Below are 20,174 nucleotides of genomic sequence, written 5' to 3'. Positions count from 1 at the left end.
GTACATGATCAAAACGCATACAAGACACTTTACAATGACTGCCTGATCAGACTATTTTGCACCTAGCAATACCGCTCTCACGAGAGCCATTTCAAATTTGTAGGAGAGAGCCAATTGCGTAGCTTGCTTGGAGATTATTTACTGCAGCGATTGCAGCAAGATGTCACAGGAACATTACAGATGCGCCTGTTCCGCTGCTTGCGTAACGCGATTATTGATAGCGTATTGGCTCCCAAAACCCGCTTGCCTGCATCACGTGATCTGGCTAAAGAGATTCAGGTATCACGTAATACGGTGTTAAATGCCTATGAACAATTACAGGCACAGGGTTATGTTGATGCCCGTACCGGTCAAGGTACCTGGGTAGTAGAGAAATTACCCGAATCCTTTTTGGTGAAGGCAGAACAGAATTCTCCTACTATTCCGGAAAAAAAAGCGCAGCAAAATTACAATCTGTCGCAACGCGGCTCCTACTTGCTCGGTTATTCCGCAGCTTCGCCTTATCAATGGGGAGCCTTTGTACCGGGTGCACCCGATGTAACCGAATTTCCGCATCATATTTTCAGCAAAATCCAAACGCGTTTGAGCCGTGAACCTCAAGTCAACAACCTGATTTACAGCAATGCCGGTGGCTCCCTGGAACTGCGTCAGGAGCTAGCGGAATATCTGAAAATTGCCCGTTCAGTGCAGTGCGATGCTGATCAGATCATTATTACCGAAGGCACCCATCAGGCAATTGACTTAGTCTCGCGTACTTTAAGCGACATAGGCGATGAAGTCTGGATCGAAGATCCGGCCTATTGGGGCGCGCGTAATATTTTACGAATTAATGGCGTCAATCTACGTTCCTTACCGGTGGATCAGGAAGGGATTATTCCCGATCTGCATCCCAAGAAACCACCTAAACTGATTTTTGTGACGCCGTCGCATCAGTATCCTTTGGGCTCACATTTAAGTTTAGAACGGCGCAAACAGTTAATTGCACTCGCACGCCAGCACAATAGCTGGATTGTTGAAGATGATTATGACAGCGAGTTCAGGTTCTCGGGCCAGCCTTATCCTTCTTTACAAGGTTTGGAGCCGGATTCTCCAGTGATTTATATGGGGACGTTTAGTAAGACCATTTATCCAGCTCTGCGCATTGGTTATTTAGTGGTACCAAAACAGCTCTTTTCTTCGTTGCGAATTGTGGCCTCGGAACTTTATCGTGGTGGTCACTTAATCGATCAGCAAACACTGGCTGAATTTATCCGTGAAGGACATTATGAAGCGCATATCCGACGGATGCGTTTATTGTACGGCAAACGCCATGCTTTTTTAATTGACCTGATTCGCCGACATTTAGGTGAAGATTTTCTGCATGAATACAATACCGCCGCCGGTTTACATCTGATTTTAAAATTGCCGAGCAGCAGTGATGATGTCTTGATTGCATCCAAAGCGCTTGAACTGGGAATCAAGGTCAGAGCCTTATCGCAATACTATACCAAACATTATTCCACCCGGCAGAAAGGATTATTACTGGGTTTTGCCTGTGTGAGTGAACAGGAAATTCTGGTGGCTTTCGGGATATTGTTAAAGTGCTTGCGTGAGCATGGAATTCGCACTTTAACTTAGTAAAAACTCAGGGATCAATACAATTATATTTTTAAAATCAAAAAGCTTTCATTTATTTTTAAAAGGAAAGTAAAACCTGCTTTAGCCTGATATTTTAGGTAGGCTTTATTTTTCTGTAAATATTGCCTGCTTATATTTTTTATCTCTTAAGCCAATTGGCTCCTTTGAATTGCTCAAAAATGGCTCTCGTCACTTTACAACAAAAAAGAGAAATTAACTGCATACATGAACAGCATGTAACCGTACTTTAATCAAAGTGTGATCCTGTCTATAGGGCTACAAGGATTTATTTTATTAAGATTAACTTAATATTGGTCAAGCACTGATGAATTCGGTTACAGTTTCAAAGGATAAGATAGCGTAAGCCAAATAAGGAATTTTATTGCCGCTACGCTATTGATATTAAGGGAAATTATATGGCAGAACATCAACATTTCTCCAGTTCCGAATCATCAAACGGCTTAAAAAACGGACTTAAATCACGCCATCTCACCATGATTTCAATTGCCGGTGTCATTGGTGGAGCACTCTTTGTCGGCTCCGGTAATGTTATCTATTCTGCAGGGCCGGCTGCACTCATTGCCTATACTCTAGGTGGACTATTAGTTTTACTCATCATGCGTATGTTGGGAGAAATGGCAGTACTGAATCCCGACAGCGGTTCATTTTCAACCTATGCAGATCGTGGAATCGGGCGCTGGGCCGGATTTTCTATCGGCTGGTTATACTGGTCTTTCTGGACGTTGCTCATGGGCTGGGAAGCCTTTGTCGCCGGGAAAATCCTAAATAGCTGGTTTCCATTTATCCCGATCTGGGGCTATATGCTTCTGGTCACTGTAGCACTGGTCTGGATTAACCTCCGTGACGTAAAAAATTTTGGTGAATTCGAGTTCTGGTTTGCCCTGATCAAAGTCATTGCCATTGTACTGTTCCTGGTATTTGGCAGCTTGGCTGTGATGCACCTGTGGCCTTGGGGCGATGCCTCTATGCTCGGTGGTACAACTCATCTAACCGCTCAAGGCTTTATGCCCAATGGCTTTTCATCGGTGATCACTGCCTTACTGGGTGTAATGTTTGCTTATATGGGAGCAGAGATTGTCACCGTAGCAGCAGCTGAAACCAAAGATCCAGCCAAGGAAATTCGTAAGGCCGCTAATTCAATTGTATGGCGTATCATTTTATTCTATGTCGGTTCAATGTTGATTACGGTTTGCCTGATTCCACACAATAATCCTTTATTGAAAGATCCGACCTGGGGTACGTATAGTGTGGCCCTTACCGCACTCGGTATTCCGGAAGCGCGCCATATTGTTAATTTTGTCGTGCTCACCTCGGTATGTAGCTGCTTTAACTCCGCACTTTATACCTGTTCACGCATGGTCTATTCCCTCTCGAAACGTGGAGATGCACCAAAGAGTTTCGGTTTAACCAACCGCAATAACAGCCCATGGGTAGGTGTCATCTTTTCAAGCCTGTTTTCTTTCGTGGCGATTTATCTGACTGCCACCGAAAGTATGAATATTTATGATGTCTTGATGTTAGCGACGGGTACCGTATCTTTATATGTCTATCTTGCTATTGCCATTTCTCAGCTTAAGTTACGTAAAAAACTGGAAGCTGAAGGACAAAATATTCCATTCAAGATGTGGTTATTCCCATGGCTCACTTATCTGGTCATTATCTTTATTGTCGGCGCTTTAATTACCATGATTATTGAAGGAACCTATTTTAAAGAAGTGGTTTATACCAGTGTGCTTGCATTATTTATTGTGGGCTTAGGCATCTGTGCACAAAAGTTTAACTGGGGTAAAGCCTCAGCCAAAAAGGAAAAGGCAGCACAGGCCAGAATTAATTTAAGTGATAATCTTTAATTTATTTCTATAGAAATTTTTTAAACACATCAGAATGAATAAATAAATGGAGAGTTAAAAAACTCTCCATTTATTTTATATACAAGCCCAGTAAAAAAGGCCTATGTATGTCTAGATTTTAAATCTCCGTTGATACCTCACCTTTCCTAATCAAATTTCACCTTTCAAGACCACCTCAGCTATCAAAGTGTAGCCAGAAGCTGTTTCATCAGCTTTTTCTGTTCTGGTTGCTCAACCTGATCCGTTTCAACGAATAATTGATAAATCTCGAATACATTCTGTTATGAAATGTTGAGTCCAGCCTCATTTTGCCTAAAAGCTTCTAATATATTTTTTCTTATATGGCCACAATCATTGGAATTGGAAAAGATATGAATCATTATCCTGAAACCCCAGCTTCAACTGAAACACAAGACCATCAACCGGGTGTGCAAACCAAAATGGACCCTGCACCGGAAATTATTAAACCGCATTATAAAGGCAGTGAAAAATTAAAAGGCAAAGTTGCCTTGATTACTGGTGGTGATAGCGGAATTGGCCGTTCTGTATCGGTCTTATTTGCTCGCGAAGGTGCCGATATTGCCATTTGCTATTTGGATGAAGATCAGGATGCACGGGACACCAAAAAAATGGTGGAAGATGAAGGCCGCCGTTGTCTGCTGATTCAATGTGATTTACAAGATCAAGATGAAATCAAGAAAATGGTGGAAAAGACCCTTCAGGAATTTAAAACGATTAATATTCTGGTCAATAATGCCGGGGTTCAATACCCGCAAGAAAGTATTACCGATATCTCGCCCGAGCAATTACTTAAAACATTTAATGTGAATATTCTATCGATGTTCCACCTGACTCAGGCGGTGATTCCGCATATGCAAGAAGGTGATAGCATTATCAATACGACGAGTATTACCAGTTATCATGGTCATGACCAGCTGATTGACTATGCGAGTACGAAAGGTGCCATCACCACATTTACCCGAAGCCTTTCCACCAATTTATTGAAAAATAAAACCGGCATTCGTGTCAATGGGGTCGCGCCAGGTCCCATCTGGACACCATTGATTCCGAGCAGCTTTGATGAAGAACAGCTCAAAGATTTTGGTAAAAGCACCCCAATGGGTCGTATGGGCCAGCCGAGTGAAGTAGCACCGGCGTATTTATTCCTGGCCAGTGAAGAAGCCAGCTATATTTCAGGTCAGGTGATTCATGTGAATGGCGGCAGTATTATTAACGGCTAATTTGGCACAGAAGATAGCGGTTCTAGCTGACCGTTATCTTCATCTATTTAATCTTTAGATTTTCATATTTTAAAAAATTAGGTTTTTATAAAATGATTCCAACAAATACTTACCCTTGTAAAAATAAGCTCTTGTTATAGTAATTTCAGCCAAACCTGATGAGGATATTAAGATGCCTAGAGGTGACAAATCAGCTTATACCGATAAGCAGAAACGGCAGGCCAAACATATTGAAGAAAGCGAAAAAGCGCGTGGGCTTTCTGAAGAAGAAGCCGAACGTATCGCTTGGTCGACGGTCAATAAACAAGACGGTGGCGGCAAGAAAAAGAAAACGTCCCCCTAAATAGAATTCATGTCGATGAAAGTATGGGACAGATACAAAGACCCTCTATAATTAAATTATAGAGGGTCTTTTACCATCAGCTTTAAGTAATATTTTCGATACGCTGCTGAGTCCATGCTGGCCAGATCTTTTGCAAGGTCTTTTCAAATTTTGCATTCTCAGTTCGCCATTGTGGATTTTTGTCCTTATCAATAATCAGCGCACGAACCCCTTCAATAAAATCGCCCTGCTCTAACCAGACATCCTGCAAGTCCCGTTCTAGCTGCATACATTTTTCCAGCGACAAATTCTGTCCGGCTTGCTGTAACTTCAGGCTGGTCTGTTTTGCCATCACCGGACGCTGCTGCAAAATGGTCAGCATTTTATTGGCCCATTCCTGATTAGTTGCACTACTTGCATGAGCAAGGCTCTGTTCAATCTCCTCCAGGTGTTGATAGCCAAAATGCTGATTAATCAGATCTGCACGTTTTTGCAGCTCGCTTTCTACCGGATGCGTAATATAGGAACTAATGATCTTTTGAATCTCAATCGGGTTTAATACCGGTGCTGCAATCAATGCTGCTTCTAATTCAGCAAAACGCTCACTCGGCACATGATAATCCACCAGATCCAGATACAGCGCATCACTGCTACTGATTTGCTCACCAGTCAATGCCATATAGACACCGACGTCATCCAGTCGGGACAGAAAATGGGTAGCACCGACATCGGGGAAAAAACCAATCGCAGTTTCTGGCATGGCAAAACGTGATTTTTCACTCGTAACTTTGATATGACAGGCTTGAGCCAATCCAAAGCCTCCGCCCAGTACATAGCCATCCATCATCACGATCACGGCCTTTGGAAAATTACGCAAGGTGCTCAGCATCTTATATTCAGTGGCAAAAAAATCCTGATATTGGGTATTGCCGGCCTGATAGCTGTCATACAGATAGCGGATATCTCCTCCGGCACAGAACGCCTTGGGACTGTTGGAATTGATCAGAACCGCTTGTACCTGTGGTTCATGCAGCCACTGATCGAGTTGCGCCTGAATGCCCTGAATCATCGCCAGGGTTAAGGCATTTAAATGGCTGGTGCGGTCCAGGCTGATAATGCCCAGCCCCCCTGCGACCCGAATCGCTAAATTATTTTCATCACTCATTCTTTTTGTTCCTATTATGAATTTCTTATTGATGGGTAAATTTGGCTGGGCGTTTTTCCACAAAGGCCTGCATGCCTTCCTTTTGATCGGAACCTGCAAAAATGGAATGGAATACCCGGCGTTCAAAGCGCAGGCCTTCAGCCAGGCTCACTTCAAAGGCCCGATTAATTGATTCTTTAATCATCATCACGGCAGTAAGCGACTTTTCAGCAATTTTCTCGGCAGCTTGCAGGGTTTGTTCCAGCAATTCTTCCTTGGCAAAAACCCGAGCGACCAAACCACTTTGTTCCGCTTCCTGCGCCCCCATCTGCCGTGCAGTCAGGCACATTTCCATGGCTTTGGCCTTACCAATCGCCAAGGTTAAACGCTGGGTCCCGCCAATGCCGGGCAACACGCCTAAGGTAACTTCAGGCAAACCAAATTTTGCATTATCAGCGCAGTAAATAAAGTCGCACATCAATGCCAGCTCGCAACCACCACCCAAGGCATAGCCGCTCACTGCGGCAATTAAAGGTTTACGGCGCTGCGCAATCCGGTCGGCCAGACTAAAAAAATCGTCCAGATAAATTTGCGGAAAATTCAGATCTGCCATTTCTTTAATATCGGCACCAGCAGCAAAAGCTTTTTCCGAACCGGTAATCACGATACAACCAATTTCGGGGTCTTTTTCCAGCTGATCAAGAGCCTGATTGACCTCGACAATCAGCTGGTTATTCAGTGCATTTAACGCCTGAGGACGGTTTAAGGTAATCAGTCCAACACCGTTACATTGTTCGAGTAAAATGGTTTGCCATTGCATGATAAAAATCCTTTTTAATTCCTTATAAACTGCGTGCAATCACCAGACGCTGAATATCGCTGGTGCCTTCATAGATCTGACAAATCCGCGCATCCCGATAGATGCGTTCAATCGGAAAATCTTTCAGATAGCCATAGCCACCAAAAATTTGTAGCGCCTTGGAACACACGCGTTCGGCCATTTCCGAAGCAAATAGTTTGGCCATGGAGGCTTCAGTCAAACAGCTTTCGCCAGCTTCCTTTTTACGTGCAGCAAAATGAACCAGTTGGCGTGCTGCTTCAATTTCAGTCGCCATACTGGCCAGCCTGAACGAAATCGCCTGCTGTTCAAAAATCGGTTTGCCAAAAGCCACGCGATCATGCGCATAGGCCGTTGCTTCTTCTAAAGCGGCACGCGCCAAACCAACGGCTTGTGCTGCAATACCGATCCGCCCGCCTTCCAGATTGGCCAAGGCAATTTTTAAACCTTCGCCTTCGGCACCGAGTCTTAAACTTTCATGAATGCGGACATCGGTTAAGGCAATCTGACAGGTATCCGAAGCATGCAGGCCGAGTTTTTCTTCCACCCGAATCACTTCATAGCCAGGTGTGTCGCGCGGCACTAAAAATGCACTCATGCCTTTTTTGCCCGCGCCTGGATCAGTCACTGCAAACACAATAATCATCCCGGCATTGTGCCCTGAGGTAATAAACTGTTTGGCGCCATTCAGAATGTAATGATCGCCATCCTTGACCGCCCGGGTTTTAATCGCGGCAGCATCCGATCCGGTATGTGGTTCGGTTAAGGCAAAGGCACCAATCATTTCACCTTGGGCCAAAGGCTTTAGAAATTGCTGCTTTTGCTGTTCCGTGCCGAACTTGAAAATCGGCACACAACCCACCGAGTTATGTACGCTCATAATCGCGGATGTTGCACCATCGGCCGCAGCGACTTCTTCCAAGGCCAGAACATAAGCCAGCGTACCTGTGCCCGAGCCGCCCCATTCTTCCGGAATCAGCATGCCTAAAAAACCCAGCTCTCCCATTTGGGCCAAGGCATCTTTGGGAAAGATGCCTTTTTGATCCCACTCGCTGGCAAAGGGTTTAATCTGTTCCTGGGCGAAGCTTTTGGCCATATCCTGAATCAGGTGTTGTTCTTCCGTTAATTGCATCGATGCTTCCTTCAATCTCTTTATTTAATCTTCTTATTCAATCTGTTGGCTTTATGAGCTTATGCAGTTTTGGATTGCTGCTTGTTGATTTCCTGATTGCGCAGTAAAAAGCGTTGAATTTTACCGCTTGGGGTTTTCGGCAATTCGGTCACAAATTCAATCAGACGCGGATAGGCATGCGCAGATAAACGCTTTTTCACAAATTGACCCAGCTCTTCCTGCAGCTCGGCAGTTGCAGGAGAATGACCAGCCAGAATCACAAAGGCTTTAATGATTTCGGTCCGCTCGGGATCCGGTACGCCAATCACCGCCGCTTCAATCACGGCATCGTGTTCCAGCAAGGCACTTTCCACATCAAACGGCCCCACCCGATAGCCCGAGGTAGTAATGACATCATCACTACGTCCCACAAAACTCATACTGCCATCGGCATGAATTTCCGCGGTATCTCCGGTTAAATAGTAGTGGCCGACAAAGGGAGATTTACGGCTTTCTTCATAGCCAGAGAACCACATCATCGGAGATTGGCTGATATCAACCGCTAAGATTCCCGGGACGTCAGCTGCTAATTCATGCCCCTGTTCATCGACAACGGCAATTCGGTAACCCGGGCTGGCAAAGCCTGCCGAACCTGAACGGACCGGATGTTCCAAAGCATGATGATTACACACCACCATCCCGACTTCGGTCTGGCCATAATGGTCATAAATCGGCACATCTAGCACCTCTTTAAACCAGCGGATCACTTCCGGATTTAACGGTTCTCCCGCACTGCTGACAACACGTAACTTACCGCGTAGTTTTGCCATTTGAGCAGGATCGGCCGCCATCATCATGCGATAAGCAGTCGGTGCACCAGCCAGATTGGTAATGCCATATTCCTTGACAATTTCGCAGACACTTTCCGCACTGAAAGTGCCTTCATAAAACAGGGTCGAGTGTCCAAGCATTAAGGGACCGGTAATACCGTAGTACAAACCGTAGGCCCAGCCGGGATCCGCAATATTCCAGAAAGCATCTTCAGGAGTTAGACCAATCGCATTTTGCATATAGCTTGCAAAAGCAATCAGCGCTTTTAAAGGGACTTTAAGAGGTTTCGCTGGTCCAGTAGTACCGGAGGTAAACATCAATAAAAATGGATCATCGACATTCAGGATTTCCAGCTCACAAGCTTCAGCCTGACGGTTTAATACCGTCCAGAAGCTGAGGTCGTGCGGATAGCGCTCTTCCTCAGTTTCGGCATGTACCGTCACAATCGGTGGACAGTTGCTGATCTCGGATAATTTGTCCCGATTCGCCAGATCAGTCACCACCAGCTTGCTTTGCGCCAGCTGAATACGATGCTCGATGGCTTTGGGACCAAAGGCCGTAAATAAGGGTTGATAGACAGCACCAATCCGCCAGGTTGCCAAAATAGTAATGATCAACTCGGGAGTACGTGGTAATAATCCGGAAACGCGGTCGCCTTTACCAATGCCTTGAGACTTTAAAAAGTTGGCAAACTGGCTGGAATATTTTTTGAGTTCGGCAAAACTATATTGTTCTTTTCTGCCATCTTTACCATGCCAGTATAAGGCAATGGCATCGGAATCGGCATGACGGTCACAGCATTCATAACAGGCATTTACTGCCTGCATGGAACCGGAGAGATACTGGCTTGCAACCGTATTTAAATCAAAGTCTTGAACCGTTGTTTGATAATCTAACATGTTAAACCTCAGCCTGAATTTATCGTTATTACTGACAAGGTGTAATTATTGAAGCGAATCCTTGCTCCATCTGAATCTTTTAAGTTTTAAGCATTTGGCGTGGTGTATTGATGCATGATGCTGGAGAAGTCCAGATGGGCATCTCCTTCCTGACAGAGCTGTTGATAGAGTTTTTGTACCATGCTGCCGAGTACAACCGGCTGATCCACCTGTTGCGCTGCATCGACCGCCAAACCTAAATCTTTGAGCATCAATTGTGCGGCAAAACCGTCGGTATAACCCCGCGATGACGGTGCATTGGCACAAATATCGGGCCATGGATTATAAATTTCAGAACTCCAGCAACGTCCAGTGGAGCTGTTGATTACCCCAGCCAGCGCCTGCGGATCAATACCCAGTTTGGCTCCGAGTGCCATCCCTTCTGCTACCGCAGTCATGGAAATGCCCAGAATCAGGTTATTACAGATTTTTGCTACCTGTCCTGTTCCCACCGCACCACAATGCACCAGATTTTTACCCATACAGCCGAGAACTGGTTTGACCGCCTCAAAGGTGGCATCATCTGCACCGACCATAAAGGTTAAAGTGCCATCTTTGGCACCTAAAGTACCGCCGGATACCGGTGCATCACAGACGCGAATCTGCTTGGCCTGCGCTGCTGCGGCAACCTCCTGAATGGTTTGCGGGTCAATGGTGCTGCTGTCGATACATAAGCTGCCCGCTTGAAGCACCTCCAGAATACCGTGTTCACCTAAATAGACTTCACGCACATGCTTGGCGGCGGGCAACATGCTGACCACGATCTCCGCCTGCTTCGCGACAGCTTGTGGACTGTCGCAGACGATACCGCCCCCTTCTGCAAAATGCTGTAAAGCCACTGCACTTAAATCATAACCAAAAACCTGATGACCGGACTTGAGCAAGTTTTGCGCCATGGAGCCGCCCATATTGCCTAAACCAATAAATGCAATCTTCATGCTGATGCTCCTTAACGCAGACTGATCGTGGTATTAACACCTGTGGTTTCCTGGTCATCTTCAAACCAGCGGCTGGTAATGGTTTTGGTCTGGGTATAGAACTGCACCGCCTGTTTGCCATAAGGACCTAGATCACCCAGTTTTGAACCGCGTGAACCGGTAAAACTGAAGAAAGGCACAGGGACAGGAATTGGAATGTTGATGCCCACCTGACCGATATCAATCTGGTTCTGGAAGGTACGTGCCGTATTGCCATTCTGGGTGAACAGTCCCACGCCATTACCAAAGGGATTGGCATTAATCAGCTCAATGGCCTGCTCTAAAGTATCGACATGCATGATCGCCAGTACCGGGCCAAACACTTCTTCTTTATAAATGCGCATATCGGTCGTAACCTGATTAAAAATCGTTGGCCCGACAAAATTGCCTTTTTCATAGCCTGGAACCTGTACATCACGACCATCCAGCAGCAGTTCAGCGCCTTGTTCAACGCCACTGTTAATTAAATCGATCACACGTGCTTTGGCACGGGTTGAAATCACCGGTCCCACATCGGTATTCGGTTCATGTCCGGCATTCACCTTTAAGGTTTTGGTTTTATTGACCAGTTCATCGACCCAGTGCTTGGTCTCACCGACCATCACCGCCACCGAAAGTGCCATACAACGCTGACCTGCTGCACCAAAAGCTGCACCGACCAACGCATTTAAGGTCTGTTCTTTATTCGCATCTGGCATTACCACGACATGGTTTTTAGCGCCCATCATAGACTGCACACGCTTGCCGTGCTGGCCTGCCAGGTTATAGACATGCGTACCGACCGCGGTTGAACCAACAAAAGAAATCGCTTTAATGTCGCGATGGGTACACAGTAAATCGACCACTTCTTTGCCGCCATGTACTACATTCAGTACGCCAGCCGGTACACCGGCTTGAATCGCTAACTCAACCAGCATCATGGTCGATAGCGGATCCTGTTCTGAGGGTTTTAATACAAAGGTATTGCCGCAGACAATCGCCATCGGGAACATCCACAGTGGAATCATCGCCGGAAAGTTAAACGGGGTAATTCCTGCACAGACACCCAATGGTTGCTGCAAGGTATAGGTATCGACACCGCGTGCCACACCTTCAATATACTCACCCATTTGTAGTGAACCGATCGAACAGGCATGCTCCACCACTTCCAGACCGCGCTGAATATCACCTTCGGCATCGGCCAGAGTTTTCCCCTGTTCTGCTGTTAAGACCTGGGCAATACTTTTTAAATTCGTACGAATCAGATCCTGCAGCTTCAGCATGATGCGCATGCGTGCCTGGATCGGGGTTTGGCGCCAGCTAGTAAAGGCATTTTGCGCAGCCGCAATCGCAGCATTGACTTCTTCTGTAGTAGCAAATGGCACCTGCCCCAAGACTTCCTGAGTGGCAGGATTAACAATATCTTGCCAATGGCTGGTTTTTGATTCGACAAATTCACCATTAATGAGAAGTTTTGCGGTGGTGAATCCGGTACTTTGCTGTGGATGAGAAATGGCGTTCATGGTCGCTCCGTGCTGGTTTGTTATTGTCGTTGTATCTGCCTTTACTGGCTTTTATTTAACGTATAATTTTTACGCTGTTTCAGCAGACTAACAAAGAACACTTTGACCACCAATAGAAAATGATGCACGATGATTGTGCAAATTTGCACAGGGATTTAACAGGATGTTAAATAGAAGATGAAAGTGGATTGGGATCATTTACGTTTCTTTTTAGTTTTGGCACGTGCTAAAACGCTTACCAATGCAGCACGCTTGATTGGGGTTGAACACAGTACCGTGGCACGGCGGATTCAGGCCCTGGAAAATACCCTCGGTACTCAACTGTTTAAGCGCGAAGCCACCGGTTATGAACTGACCTCGGAAGGTCTGGCACTGGTACCGCGTGTGGAACAGATGGAGCAGTCCTTTATCCAGATTGACAAGCGCCACGACCCTTTGCAAGGTCGGGTCCGGATTGGTGCGCCAGAAGGTTTTGGTACGGCATTTTTAGCCCGTCTTTTGGCAGAATTTTCCCAGCATTATCCTTTGCTGACCATTGACCTGATTCCGGTACCGAAAGCGATCAAACTTTCACATCGAGAAGCCGATATTGTGATCGCGATTGACCGGCCCAAATCTGGCCCCTATATCATTACTCGTTTGTCTAACTACTGCCTGAAACTGTATGGCAGCCAGCATTATTTACAGCAAAATCCGGAAATTAAAAAACTGGAAGACCTCAAACAGCACCGTTTTGTCGATTATATTGATGATCTCGTCTATAGCACTGCACTGTATTCGCTGGAGCGTCTTCCCTTGCAGGTCAGTGCCTGTTTTCGCAGTAATAGTATTCTGGCGCAGGAAATTGCGGTTCGTGCAGGTGCTGGACTGGCCATTTTGCCGAAATTTCTGGTCAATGATAAAAGCGAACTCAAAGAGGTTTTGGGCGATCAGGTCAGTTTTACCCATACTTTCTGGATGCTGACGCTGGTCGATCTGCAACATGAACCAAAAATTAAACTGGTCTGGGATTTCTTGCGTAAACAAGCCGATCTTCAGCAAGACCTGTTAATGGGCAGATGAATATTGAACACACTGTTCACTTTGCAAGGCTACGTACTTTAGTTAAATCAACTGAAACAACAACGTATCGATACAGCAAATGAACGTATCACAACATTCCTGACGCTCATGACTTGTTAAATTAACAGTCGATCATTCGCGATGTTTTTTAATGAGCTACAGGAAAATAATATGAAAATCTTGATGGTACTGACTTCACATGACCAGCTGGGCGATACTGGCAAAAAAACTGGCTTCTGGTTGGAAGAGCTAGCTGCGCCTTATTACACCTTTGTCGATGCAGGCGCAGAGGTAGTTTTGGCTTCTCCTGCAGGTGGTCAGCCACCATTAGATCCAAAAAGTAATGAGCCGGATGCGCAAACCGAAACCACCAAACGCTTTGAAGCAGATGAGGTGGCCATGCAGGCTCTTGCCAATACACATAAACTGAGTGAAGTTCTCAATCAGGATTTTGATGCCGTGTTCTATCCAGGTGGTCATGGACCACTATGGGATCTGGCCAAAGACCAGAATTCCATTTCTTTAATTGAGCAAACCTTGCAGGCAGATAAACCTGTTGCGCTGGTCTGTCATGCTCCGGGTGTCCTGCGTGATGTGAAAGATGCCGAAGGCCATTCTATTGTAGAGGGCAAGACAGTCACCGGTTTTACTAATACCGAAGAAAACGGCGTAGGCCTAACCGATATTGTGCCATTTTTAGTGGAAGACATGCTGAAAGAAAAAGGTGGGAAATATTCCAAAACTGAGGACTGGCAGGTATACGTGCAACAAGATGGTCTGCTCATTACTGGACAAAACCCCGCCTCTTCTGCTGCAACGGCTGAAGCTTTATTAAAATTATTAAAGTAGAAGTTAATCTAAAATTCGTATTAACCTTTTAGATCGCTTCTTTTTGAATAAGAAAAACCCTGAATGATGCAAGATTATTCAGGGTTTAATTTATCTATTTATTCCCAGATTTAGTTCGCTTCAACTGCCGTTGAGGCAATATGCTGAGCCAGTAATTCTCTGAGTTTAAACTTCTGGATTTTTCCCGATGGGGTCATCGGAATATCCTCCCAGATTTCCAGGCGTTCCGGAAGATACTGCATAGCCAGATTATGAGTTTTCAGGAAATCTACCAGCTCATTAAAACTTAACGGCTTTGTCTGATCTTTCAGCTTGATGATTGCACAAGAACGCTCGCCCATTCGCTCATCTGCATAAGCCACTAAAGCTACTGTGGCGATATTCGGATGCTTATAAAGTAGTGATTCAATTTCCGCGACCGGAATATTTTCTCCACCACGAATAATCACATCCTTCTTACGTCCGCAAATCCGAATATAGCCATGCTCGTCCTGATAGGCAATATCCCCAGTATCAAACCAGCCTTCGGCATCCGTATCATTCAAATGTGGACGTTTTAAATAACCGCCAAAATTTGAACAGGTGCGGATCATCAAACGCCCGGATTCATTCACGGCTTTGGTCTGACCTTTTTTATTCACGATCTTGATTTCAACACCAGGTAAAGCGATGCCATCCGTATTGAAAGAGTGTTCATCCTCATCTTCAGGTCGGGTCAGCGTCACTGCACCACATTCGGTCATACCCCAAGCGGATATGACTTTAACGCCCAGAATTTCCCGGGCTTTTTGTACCAATGGCCCCGGAATGGGTGCACCAGCACACAGGAAAATTTTTAGTGAATCAACCTTGTCATGCTGTTCCGCCACGGTATTGGACAGGTCATTCAGGAATGGGGTCGAGGCCATGGTGAAATTCACCTGATGCTGATGAATTAGATCCACTGCTTTGGCTACATCCCAGCTTGGAAACATGGGACAACTTGCAAGCTGATTTCTTTGATTTTTATGGTCAGGCCTTAAATAAGCTGGCTTTTGATGATGTGGTTACCCTAATTCATCTGCTCAATAAAGTAAATGATGGTTTAAAAAGTATTCATCTGCATAAAGAAACGGATCAGGAATAAACAAATAGAAATATAGCTTTAATTGAAGAATATAAAAAAGAGCCTGAATTCAGGCTCTTTTTTATAAATTGAAATTATGCCTTTTGTGGATCGTATTGACGGTCTTTAATGAATATCCCGGACACTGCACCACACAAGAAATAGGCACCGCCCATAATCAGGAAGCCCAAGCCAATTGAACCACCACTGGCTGCTGCGCCAATAATCGCAGGCGCAAACATGGCCCCAATACGCCCTGCATTATAGGCACCACCGACTGCTGTACCGCGGATTGACGTCGCAAAGCTTTCAGTCATATATGTGGCATTAATCGCATACGGAATACCATAGAGAAAGCCGAAGAAAATCAGCAGATAGGCAATATTATCGGGGGTGTTGAACAGCACAATCACGGGCAGGAAAATCGCCGTTCCAATTGCTCCAAACGAAAAGACAGCGCGTCTACCCAGACGGTCTGCAGCAAAGCCCGCCAGAATTTTTCCGAAAATCATGGCTACATAGGTACCAATCATATAGCCTGCCATGGATTTAAAATTCATGTGCAATTCAGATTCCAGATATGCCGGCATCCAGTTGTTTACGCCATAGTAGCCAAATTGCAGAAAACCGGCCGTAAAGATCCACAAAATAAACATTCTGCGATTCGCAGGATCCGCGAAAATCTCTTTGACTGTGCTTTTTTTGGCGGGTTGCTGTGCTGTGATTTCAGCTGGAGCATATAGACGCTGCAAACGTGCACGCTGCCAGGATTCTGGCTCAGGAACCAGTTTCTGGATAAAAATCGCCATAACCGAGGGAATAATGGCAATAAAAAACAGGGTTCGCCAGCCATATTCTGGAATGATCCAGCCTGCCAGTACAGTGGCCACAATATAACCGACGGTCCATCCTGCCTGTAAGGTACCTAAAACCGTGGTGCGATATTCAGTTGGAACATATTCAGCCATGAGCGTATTGGCTGCAATATATAAAGAGCCTATGCCAAAGGCAGAAAGAAAGCGTAAAACAGCAAATTGTTCAAAGTTCTGTGCAAAGCCTAAGGCTGCGGTCAATATGGAAAATACCAGAATCGAAATGACTACGGTACGTACACGGCCCAGACGGTCACAGGCCCAGCCACCCATAAAGCCACCAATCGCCATACCTGCTAAGGTAAAACTGCCTAGTGTACCGGCCTGAAGATTACTGAGACCAAACTCTGCTTTCAGGCTATTTAAACTGAAAGACAACAGCAACATGTCCGCGCCATCTACCAGTAAAGCCAGAAAGGCGAAAATAAAAGCAATTTGCTGCGTTCGTTTGGTCGTAGGTTTAATCTTTTCTAATTCTCTCGCTAAATCCGTCATATTTAAATCTCTGTTTTCCTATCCTTAGGTTTTCATGATCTTTTATATTTAAAGCTATTCCGCTAATGAATATGCTTTAAGGCTAATCCGTTTTTAATTCACTTGATTGACTCCTTTTTTAATCCTGTCTGGGAGATCGCTTTTTCCTTTTTATCAGTGACCTCTTGTTCTTCGTTCATACTTATATTTGCATCAGGCTAAAGAAAATAAGATGAATATTCATCATTTTAGATGTTTTATTTTGTTATACGAAATTTATTATCATAAAGTTGATTGTTCTTTCATTTTCATATAGCTTTAAAAAGAGGGATAAGAACGATATGTCATTTGAATATGATCGAACAGGGAGCGTAATAATGGGTGCCTTAACAGGATTTCGTGTACTGGATTTAAGCCGGATTTTGGCTGGGCCCTGGTGTAGCCAGATTCTGGCTGATCTGGGTGCAGAAGTGATCAAGATTGAAAAACCGGATCATGGGGATGATACCCGTATCTGGGGACCACCTTGGCTTAAAAACAATCAGCAGCAAGATACCCATGAATCGGCTTATTACCTGTCAGCCAACCGTGGCAAGCATTCGGTTGCAATCGATTTATCTACACCTGAAGGTCAAAGTATTATCAAAAAGCTTGCTGAACAAAGCGATGTAGTCATTGAAAACTATAAAGCCGGTTCGTTGAAACGATATGGGCTGGATTATGAAAGTCTGAGTCAGCTAAATCCGCGACTGGTATATTGTTCTATTACCGGTTTTGGCCAGAACGGTCCGCGTGCGCAAGAGCCGGGCTATGATTTTATCGTTCAGGGAATGGGCGGCATGATGAGTGTCACTGGCGAACGTGACGATCTGCCCGGTGGTGGCCCGCAAAAAGCAGGTCTGGCCTTTGCCGATTTGACCACCGGCTTATATGCCGCAATTGCCATTCAGGCGGCTTTGTTGTCCCGTGAGAAAACCAGTGAAGGTCAGTATATTGATATGGCGCTGTTAGATACCCAAGTTGCTTCCCTCTCTGTTCTGGCCATGAATTATCTCACCTCAGGCAAAGTACCCGGTCGCTTCGGAAATGCGCATGCCAATATTGTGCCCTATCAGGTGTTTAAAGCCCAGGAAGGTGAATTTATTATTGCCTGTGGTAACGATCTGCAATTTCAAGCTTTGTGTCAGGCCGTTGGTCTGGCTAAGGTGGCAGAAGATCCTCGCTTCTTAAAAAATTCTGGACGTGTTACACATCGTGAAGAATTGACCACAGTTCTACAGGCTCATTTCTATACTAGACCGGCAAAAACCTGGGTGGATTTAATCCATGCGGTTAAAGTGCCGGTAGGAATGATCAATGACCTGAAACAGACTTTGCAAGAAGAACAGGTATTGGCACGCGATATGGTGATTCAGATGCCGCATACTTTACGTGAAGATTACACCTCAATCGGTTCACCGATCAAACTCTCCAAGACACCGGTAGAATATAAAAAGGCACCCCCTTGTCTGGGTGAAGATACCGATGCCATTTTGAGTCAATATTTAAGTTCTGCTGAAATAGAAGAACTGAAAAGCAAAAAAGTCATCCAGCAGCGATAAGCCTGCAAGCAATAAAAAAGGAATCTTTCGATTCCTTTTTTATTTTAAATCTAATGGACTAGATCATTCCTTAACAGGCTTTGGCGCTCGGCTGAACAGTACGAGGCAGCTCGCGACGCAGAATTTTTCCTACTGCAGACTTTGGTAATCCAGCCACAAACTCAATGTATTTGGGCAATTTATAACTGGTCAGTTGCTGCTTCAGATAAGTCATGACTTCATCTTGGGTCAGAGTTTCATCCTGTTTCACAATAAATGCCTTGGGTACCTGTCCAGACTTTTCATCATCAATACCAATCACTGCACATTCCAGTATTTTAGGATGTTTGGACAGCACGCCTTCCAGCTCATTGGGATAAACATTAAATCCGGAGACCAGAATCATGTCTTTTTTGCGGTCCAGAATGGTGATATAGCCTTGTTCGTCCATACAACCGATATCACCTGTCAGGAAGAATCCATCTTTGGTAAATACCTGTGCTGTTGCTTCGGGTTGCTGCCAGTATCCTTTCATTACCTGTGGACCACGTATGGCTATTTCTCCAGCCTGATTAAGCTCTACAGGTTTTCCTTCATCATTCAGAATCAGAATTTCAGTCCCTGCCAATGGCAAGCCAATCGTGCCACTAAATCGCCGGCTTAAAGGCGGGTTAAAAGTTGCAGTTGGTGAGGTTTCAGAAAGTCCGTAGCCTTCATAAATCTGGCAGCCTGTGACCTCATACCATAAATTTGCCGTATTTTTTAAAATCGATGCTCCCCCGCCAGTTGTAGTTTTCAGGTTTGAATGATCCAGCTCACGAAAACGTGGATGATGTCCCAGTGCATTAAACATGGTATTCACCCCGGGGAAAACAGTGGGTGGATGTTTCTGGTATTGATCCACCAAAGCATCCAGATCTCTCGGATTTTGGATCAGGACATTAGCGAAACCTCGGCTCAGACCATAACTAAACAGGCAGATAGTAAATCCATAAATGTGATACAGCGGCAAAGCACAGAATACATATTCATTTTCAGCGGCATAGCGGTCAGCAAAATGGCTGATAAATACGGTACTGTTCTGGGCGATATTAAATAAAATATTGCGATGGCTTAGTTCTGCGCCTTTAGAAACACCTGTGGTTCCTCCCGTGTATTGCAGAATGACCGTATCTTCCTGATGCTGTACAGGCGGTTCAAAATCAATAATCTTTACCTGATTTATTGCCTGTCTAAAGTCAGAAAACTGTTTATCTGGATATTGTGCTGCCTGACTATAAATAGCACTTGGCTGCTCTTGAATAAAATCCAGCTGATGCGTCGAAATGACATATTTGAGTTCAGGACATTCATCTAGTGCTGTTGATTGCTCCAAAGTCTGTCCCAGGATAATCAAGGCTTCTGCACCTGAATCCTGTAGCTGATGATAGAGCTCGCGCTGGGTATACATGGGATTGACATTGACCAGTACATAACCGGCCCGAATAATGGCAAAAGTAGCAATTGGATATTGAATAATATTCGGTAACATTACCGCAATACGGCTGCCAGCAGTCAGCCCAAGACTCTGTAAATAGCTTGCCAGTTTCTGACTAGACATATCGACATCTTGATAGCTGAATTTGCGATCCAGATAGATAAATGCGGTTTTATCCTGAAATTTCACCAAATTCTCAGCAATTGTCGTGCTCAGGGTTTTCTCAGGATCTGGCCGGGTAAACTCCGGATTGATATTCCACTTTTTATATTCTTCCATCCATGGCTGACTGCTCATGACTATACTCCTGTCCTGGATTTACATTTATTTTGTATTATTTAAACCATAAGATTTTGATTCTAA

15 protein-coding genes and 2 pseudogenes are annotated in these 20,174 nt (G+C 45.0%); 8 read left to right on the top strand and 9 right to left on the bottom strand.

All coding sequences use genetic code 11. From position 1 onward, the window contains the following. Window positions 1-114: 114 nt before the first annotated feature. The 4 genes from Q9R24_RS10110 to Q9R24_RS10095 all read left to right on the top strand — a co-directional run bounded on the left by Q9R24_RS10110 (window position 115) and on the right by Q9R24_RS10095 (window position 5,072). Complete coding sequence (locus Q9R24_RS10110) at window positions 115-1,617, top strand: PLP-dependent aminotransferase family protein (RefSeq protein ID WP_071850689.1); 1,503 nt, start codon at window positions 115-117, stop codon at window positions 1,615-1,617. Between the two features lie 416 nt (window positions 1,618-2,033). Then, complete coding sequence (locus Q9R24_RS10105; RefSeq protein ID WP_311204355.1) at window positions 2,034-3,488, top strand: amino acid permease; 1,455 nt, start codon at window positions 2,034-2,036, stop codon at window positions 3,486-3,488. Window positions 3,489-3,859: 371 nt separating this feature from the next. Next, window positions 3,860-4,729 carry an SDR family oxidoreductase gene (locus Q9R24_RS10100; RefSeq protein WP_004280275.1) on the top strand — a complete coding sequence of 290 codons (870 nt, stop codon included), beginning with the start codon at window positions 3,860-3,862 and terminating at the stop codon, window positions 4,727-4,729. Window positions 4,730-4,901: 172 nt separating this feature from the next. Beyond that, window positions 4,902-5,072, top strand: a complete 171-nt coding sequence (locus Q9R24_RS10095) for a hypothetical protein (protein ID WP_311204356.1) — start codon at window positions 4,902-4,904, stop codon at window positions 5,070-5,072. Window positions 5,073-5,154: 82 nt separating this feature from the next. Here the strand turns inward: Q9R24_RS10095 and Q9R24_RS10090 are convergent, their stop codons facing one another. The 6 genes from Q9R24_RS10090 to Q9R24_RS10065 form a co-directional block, all read right to left on the bottom strand. Further along, window positions 5,155-6,216 (bottom strand): enoyl-CoA hydratase/isomerase family protein, encoded by a 1,062-nt coding sequence (locus tag Q9R24_RS10090; protein ID WP_311204357.1) that lies wholly within the window; start codon window positions 6,214-6,216, stop codon window positions 5,155-5,157. A gap of 25 nt (window positions 6,217-6,241) precedes the next feature. Next, window positions 6,242-7,015 (bottom strand): enoyl-CoA hydratase, encoded by a 774-nt coding sequence (locus tag Q9R24_RS10085; RefSeq protein WP_311204358.1) that lies wholly within the window; start codon window positions 7,013-7,015, stop codon window positions 6,242-6,244. A gap of 22 nt (window positions 7,016-7,037) precedes the next feature. Further along, window positions 7,038-8,165, bottom strand: a complete 1,128-nt coding sequence (locus Q9R24_RS10080; RefSeq protein ID WP_253145652.1) for an acyl-CoA dehydrogenase family protein — start codon at window positions 8,163-8,165, stop codon at window positions 7,038-7,040. A 59-nt stretch (window positions 8,166-8,224) separates the two neighbouring features. Then, window positions 8,225-9,874: an AMP-binding protein gene (locus tag Q9R24_RS10075; RefSeq protein ID WP_311204359.1), complete on the bottom strand. Its 1,650-nt coding sequence runs from the start codon at window positions 9,872-9,874 to the stop codon at window positions 8,225-8,227. An 86-nt stretch (window positions 9,875-9,960) separates the two neighbouring features. Next, window positions 9,961-10,851 (bottom strand): 3-hydroxyisobutyrate dehydrogenase, encoded by an 891-nt coding sequence (gene mmsB, locus Q9R24_RS10070; protein ID WP_086044838.1) that lies wholly within the window; start codon window positions 10,849-10,851, stop codon window positions 9,961-9,963. A gap of 11 nt (window positions 10,852-10,862) precedes the next feature. Further along, the gene (locus Q9R24_RS10065) at window positions 10,863-12,392 is read right to left on the bottom strand and encodes a CoA-acylating methylmalonate-semialdehyde dehydrogenase (protein WP_005106965.1); all 1,530 of its coding nucleotides are present in this window, start codon (window positions 12,390-12,392) and stop codon (window positions 10,863-10,865) included. A gap of 177 nt (window positions 12,393-12,569) precedes the next feature. Between Q9R24_RS10065 and Q9R24_RS10060 the strand changes: the two genes are divergently transcribed. After that, on the top strand, window positions 12,570-13,454 hold the full coding sequence (locus tag Q9R24_RS10060; protein ID WP_247143379.1) for a LysR family transcriptional regulator: 885 nt from the start codon (window positions 12,570-12,572) through the stop codon (window positions 13,452-13,454). Between the two features lie 171 nt (window positions 13,455-13,625). Then, window positions 13,626-14,303 (top strand): type 1 glutamine amidotransferase domain-containing protein, encoded by a 678-nt coding sequence (locus Q9R24_RS10055; RefSeq protein ID WP_311204360.1) that lies wholly within the window; start codon window positions 13,626-13,628, stop codon window positions 14,301-14,303. 110 nt (window positions 14,304-14,413) lie between these two features. Here the strand turns inward: Q9R24_RS10055 and Q9R24_RS10050 are convergent. Further along, a pseudogene (locus Q9R24_RS10050) lies at window positions 14,414-15,265 on the bottom strand (AMP-binding protein); the annotation flags it as partial. Between the two features lie 2 nt (window positions 15,266-15,267). Between Q9R24_RS10050 and Q9R24_RS10045 the strand changes: the two are divergent. Continuing rightward, window positions 15,268-15,429 (top strand): annotated as a pseudogene (locus Q9R24_RS10045) (MarR family transcriptional regulator); the annotation flags it as partial. Between the two features lie 74 nt (window positions 15,430-15,503). Here the strand turns inward: Q9R24_RS10045 and Q9R24_RS10040 are convergent. Then, on the bottom strand, window positions 15,504-16,775 hold the full coding sequence (locus tag Q9R24_RS10040; protein ID WP_004730944.1) for an MFS transporter: 1,272 nt from the start codon (window positions 16,773-16,775) through the stop codon (window positions 15,504-15,506). 356 nt (window positions 16,776-17,131) lie between these two features. Between Q9R24_RS10040 and Q9R24_RS10035 the strand changes: the two genes are divergently transcribed. Then, complete coding sequence (locus Q9R24_RS10035; RefSeq protein ID WP_311204361.1) at window positions 17,132-18,355, top strand: CaiB/BaiF CoA-transferase family protein; 1,224 nt, start codon at window positions 17,132-17,134, stop codon at window positions 18,353-18,355. Between the two features lie 70 nt (window positions 18,356-18,425). On the opposite strand, the gene Q9R24_RS10030 is transcribed toward Q9R24_RS10035, so the two are convergent. Then, on the bottom strand, window positions 18,426-20,108 hold the full coding sequence (locus Q9R24_RS10030; protein WP_311204362.1) for an AMP-binding protein: 1,683 nt from the start codon (window positions 20,106-20,108) through the stop codon (window positions 18,426-18,428). Window positions 20,109-20,174: the final 66 nt, after the last annotated feature.

This window comes from Acinetobacter sp. RRD8 (assembly GCF_031844225.1).
GTDB lineage: Bacteria > Pseudomonadota > Gammaproteobacteria > Pseudomonadales > Moraxellaceae > Acinetobacter.
This window is presented reverse-complemented; position numbering and strand designations above follow the sequence as displayed.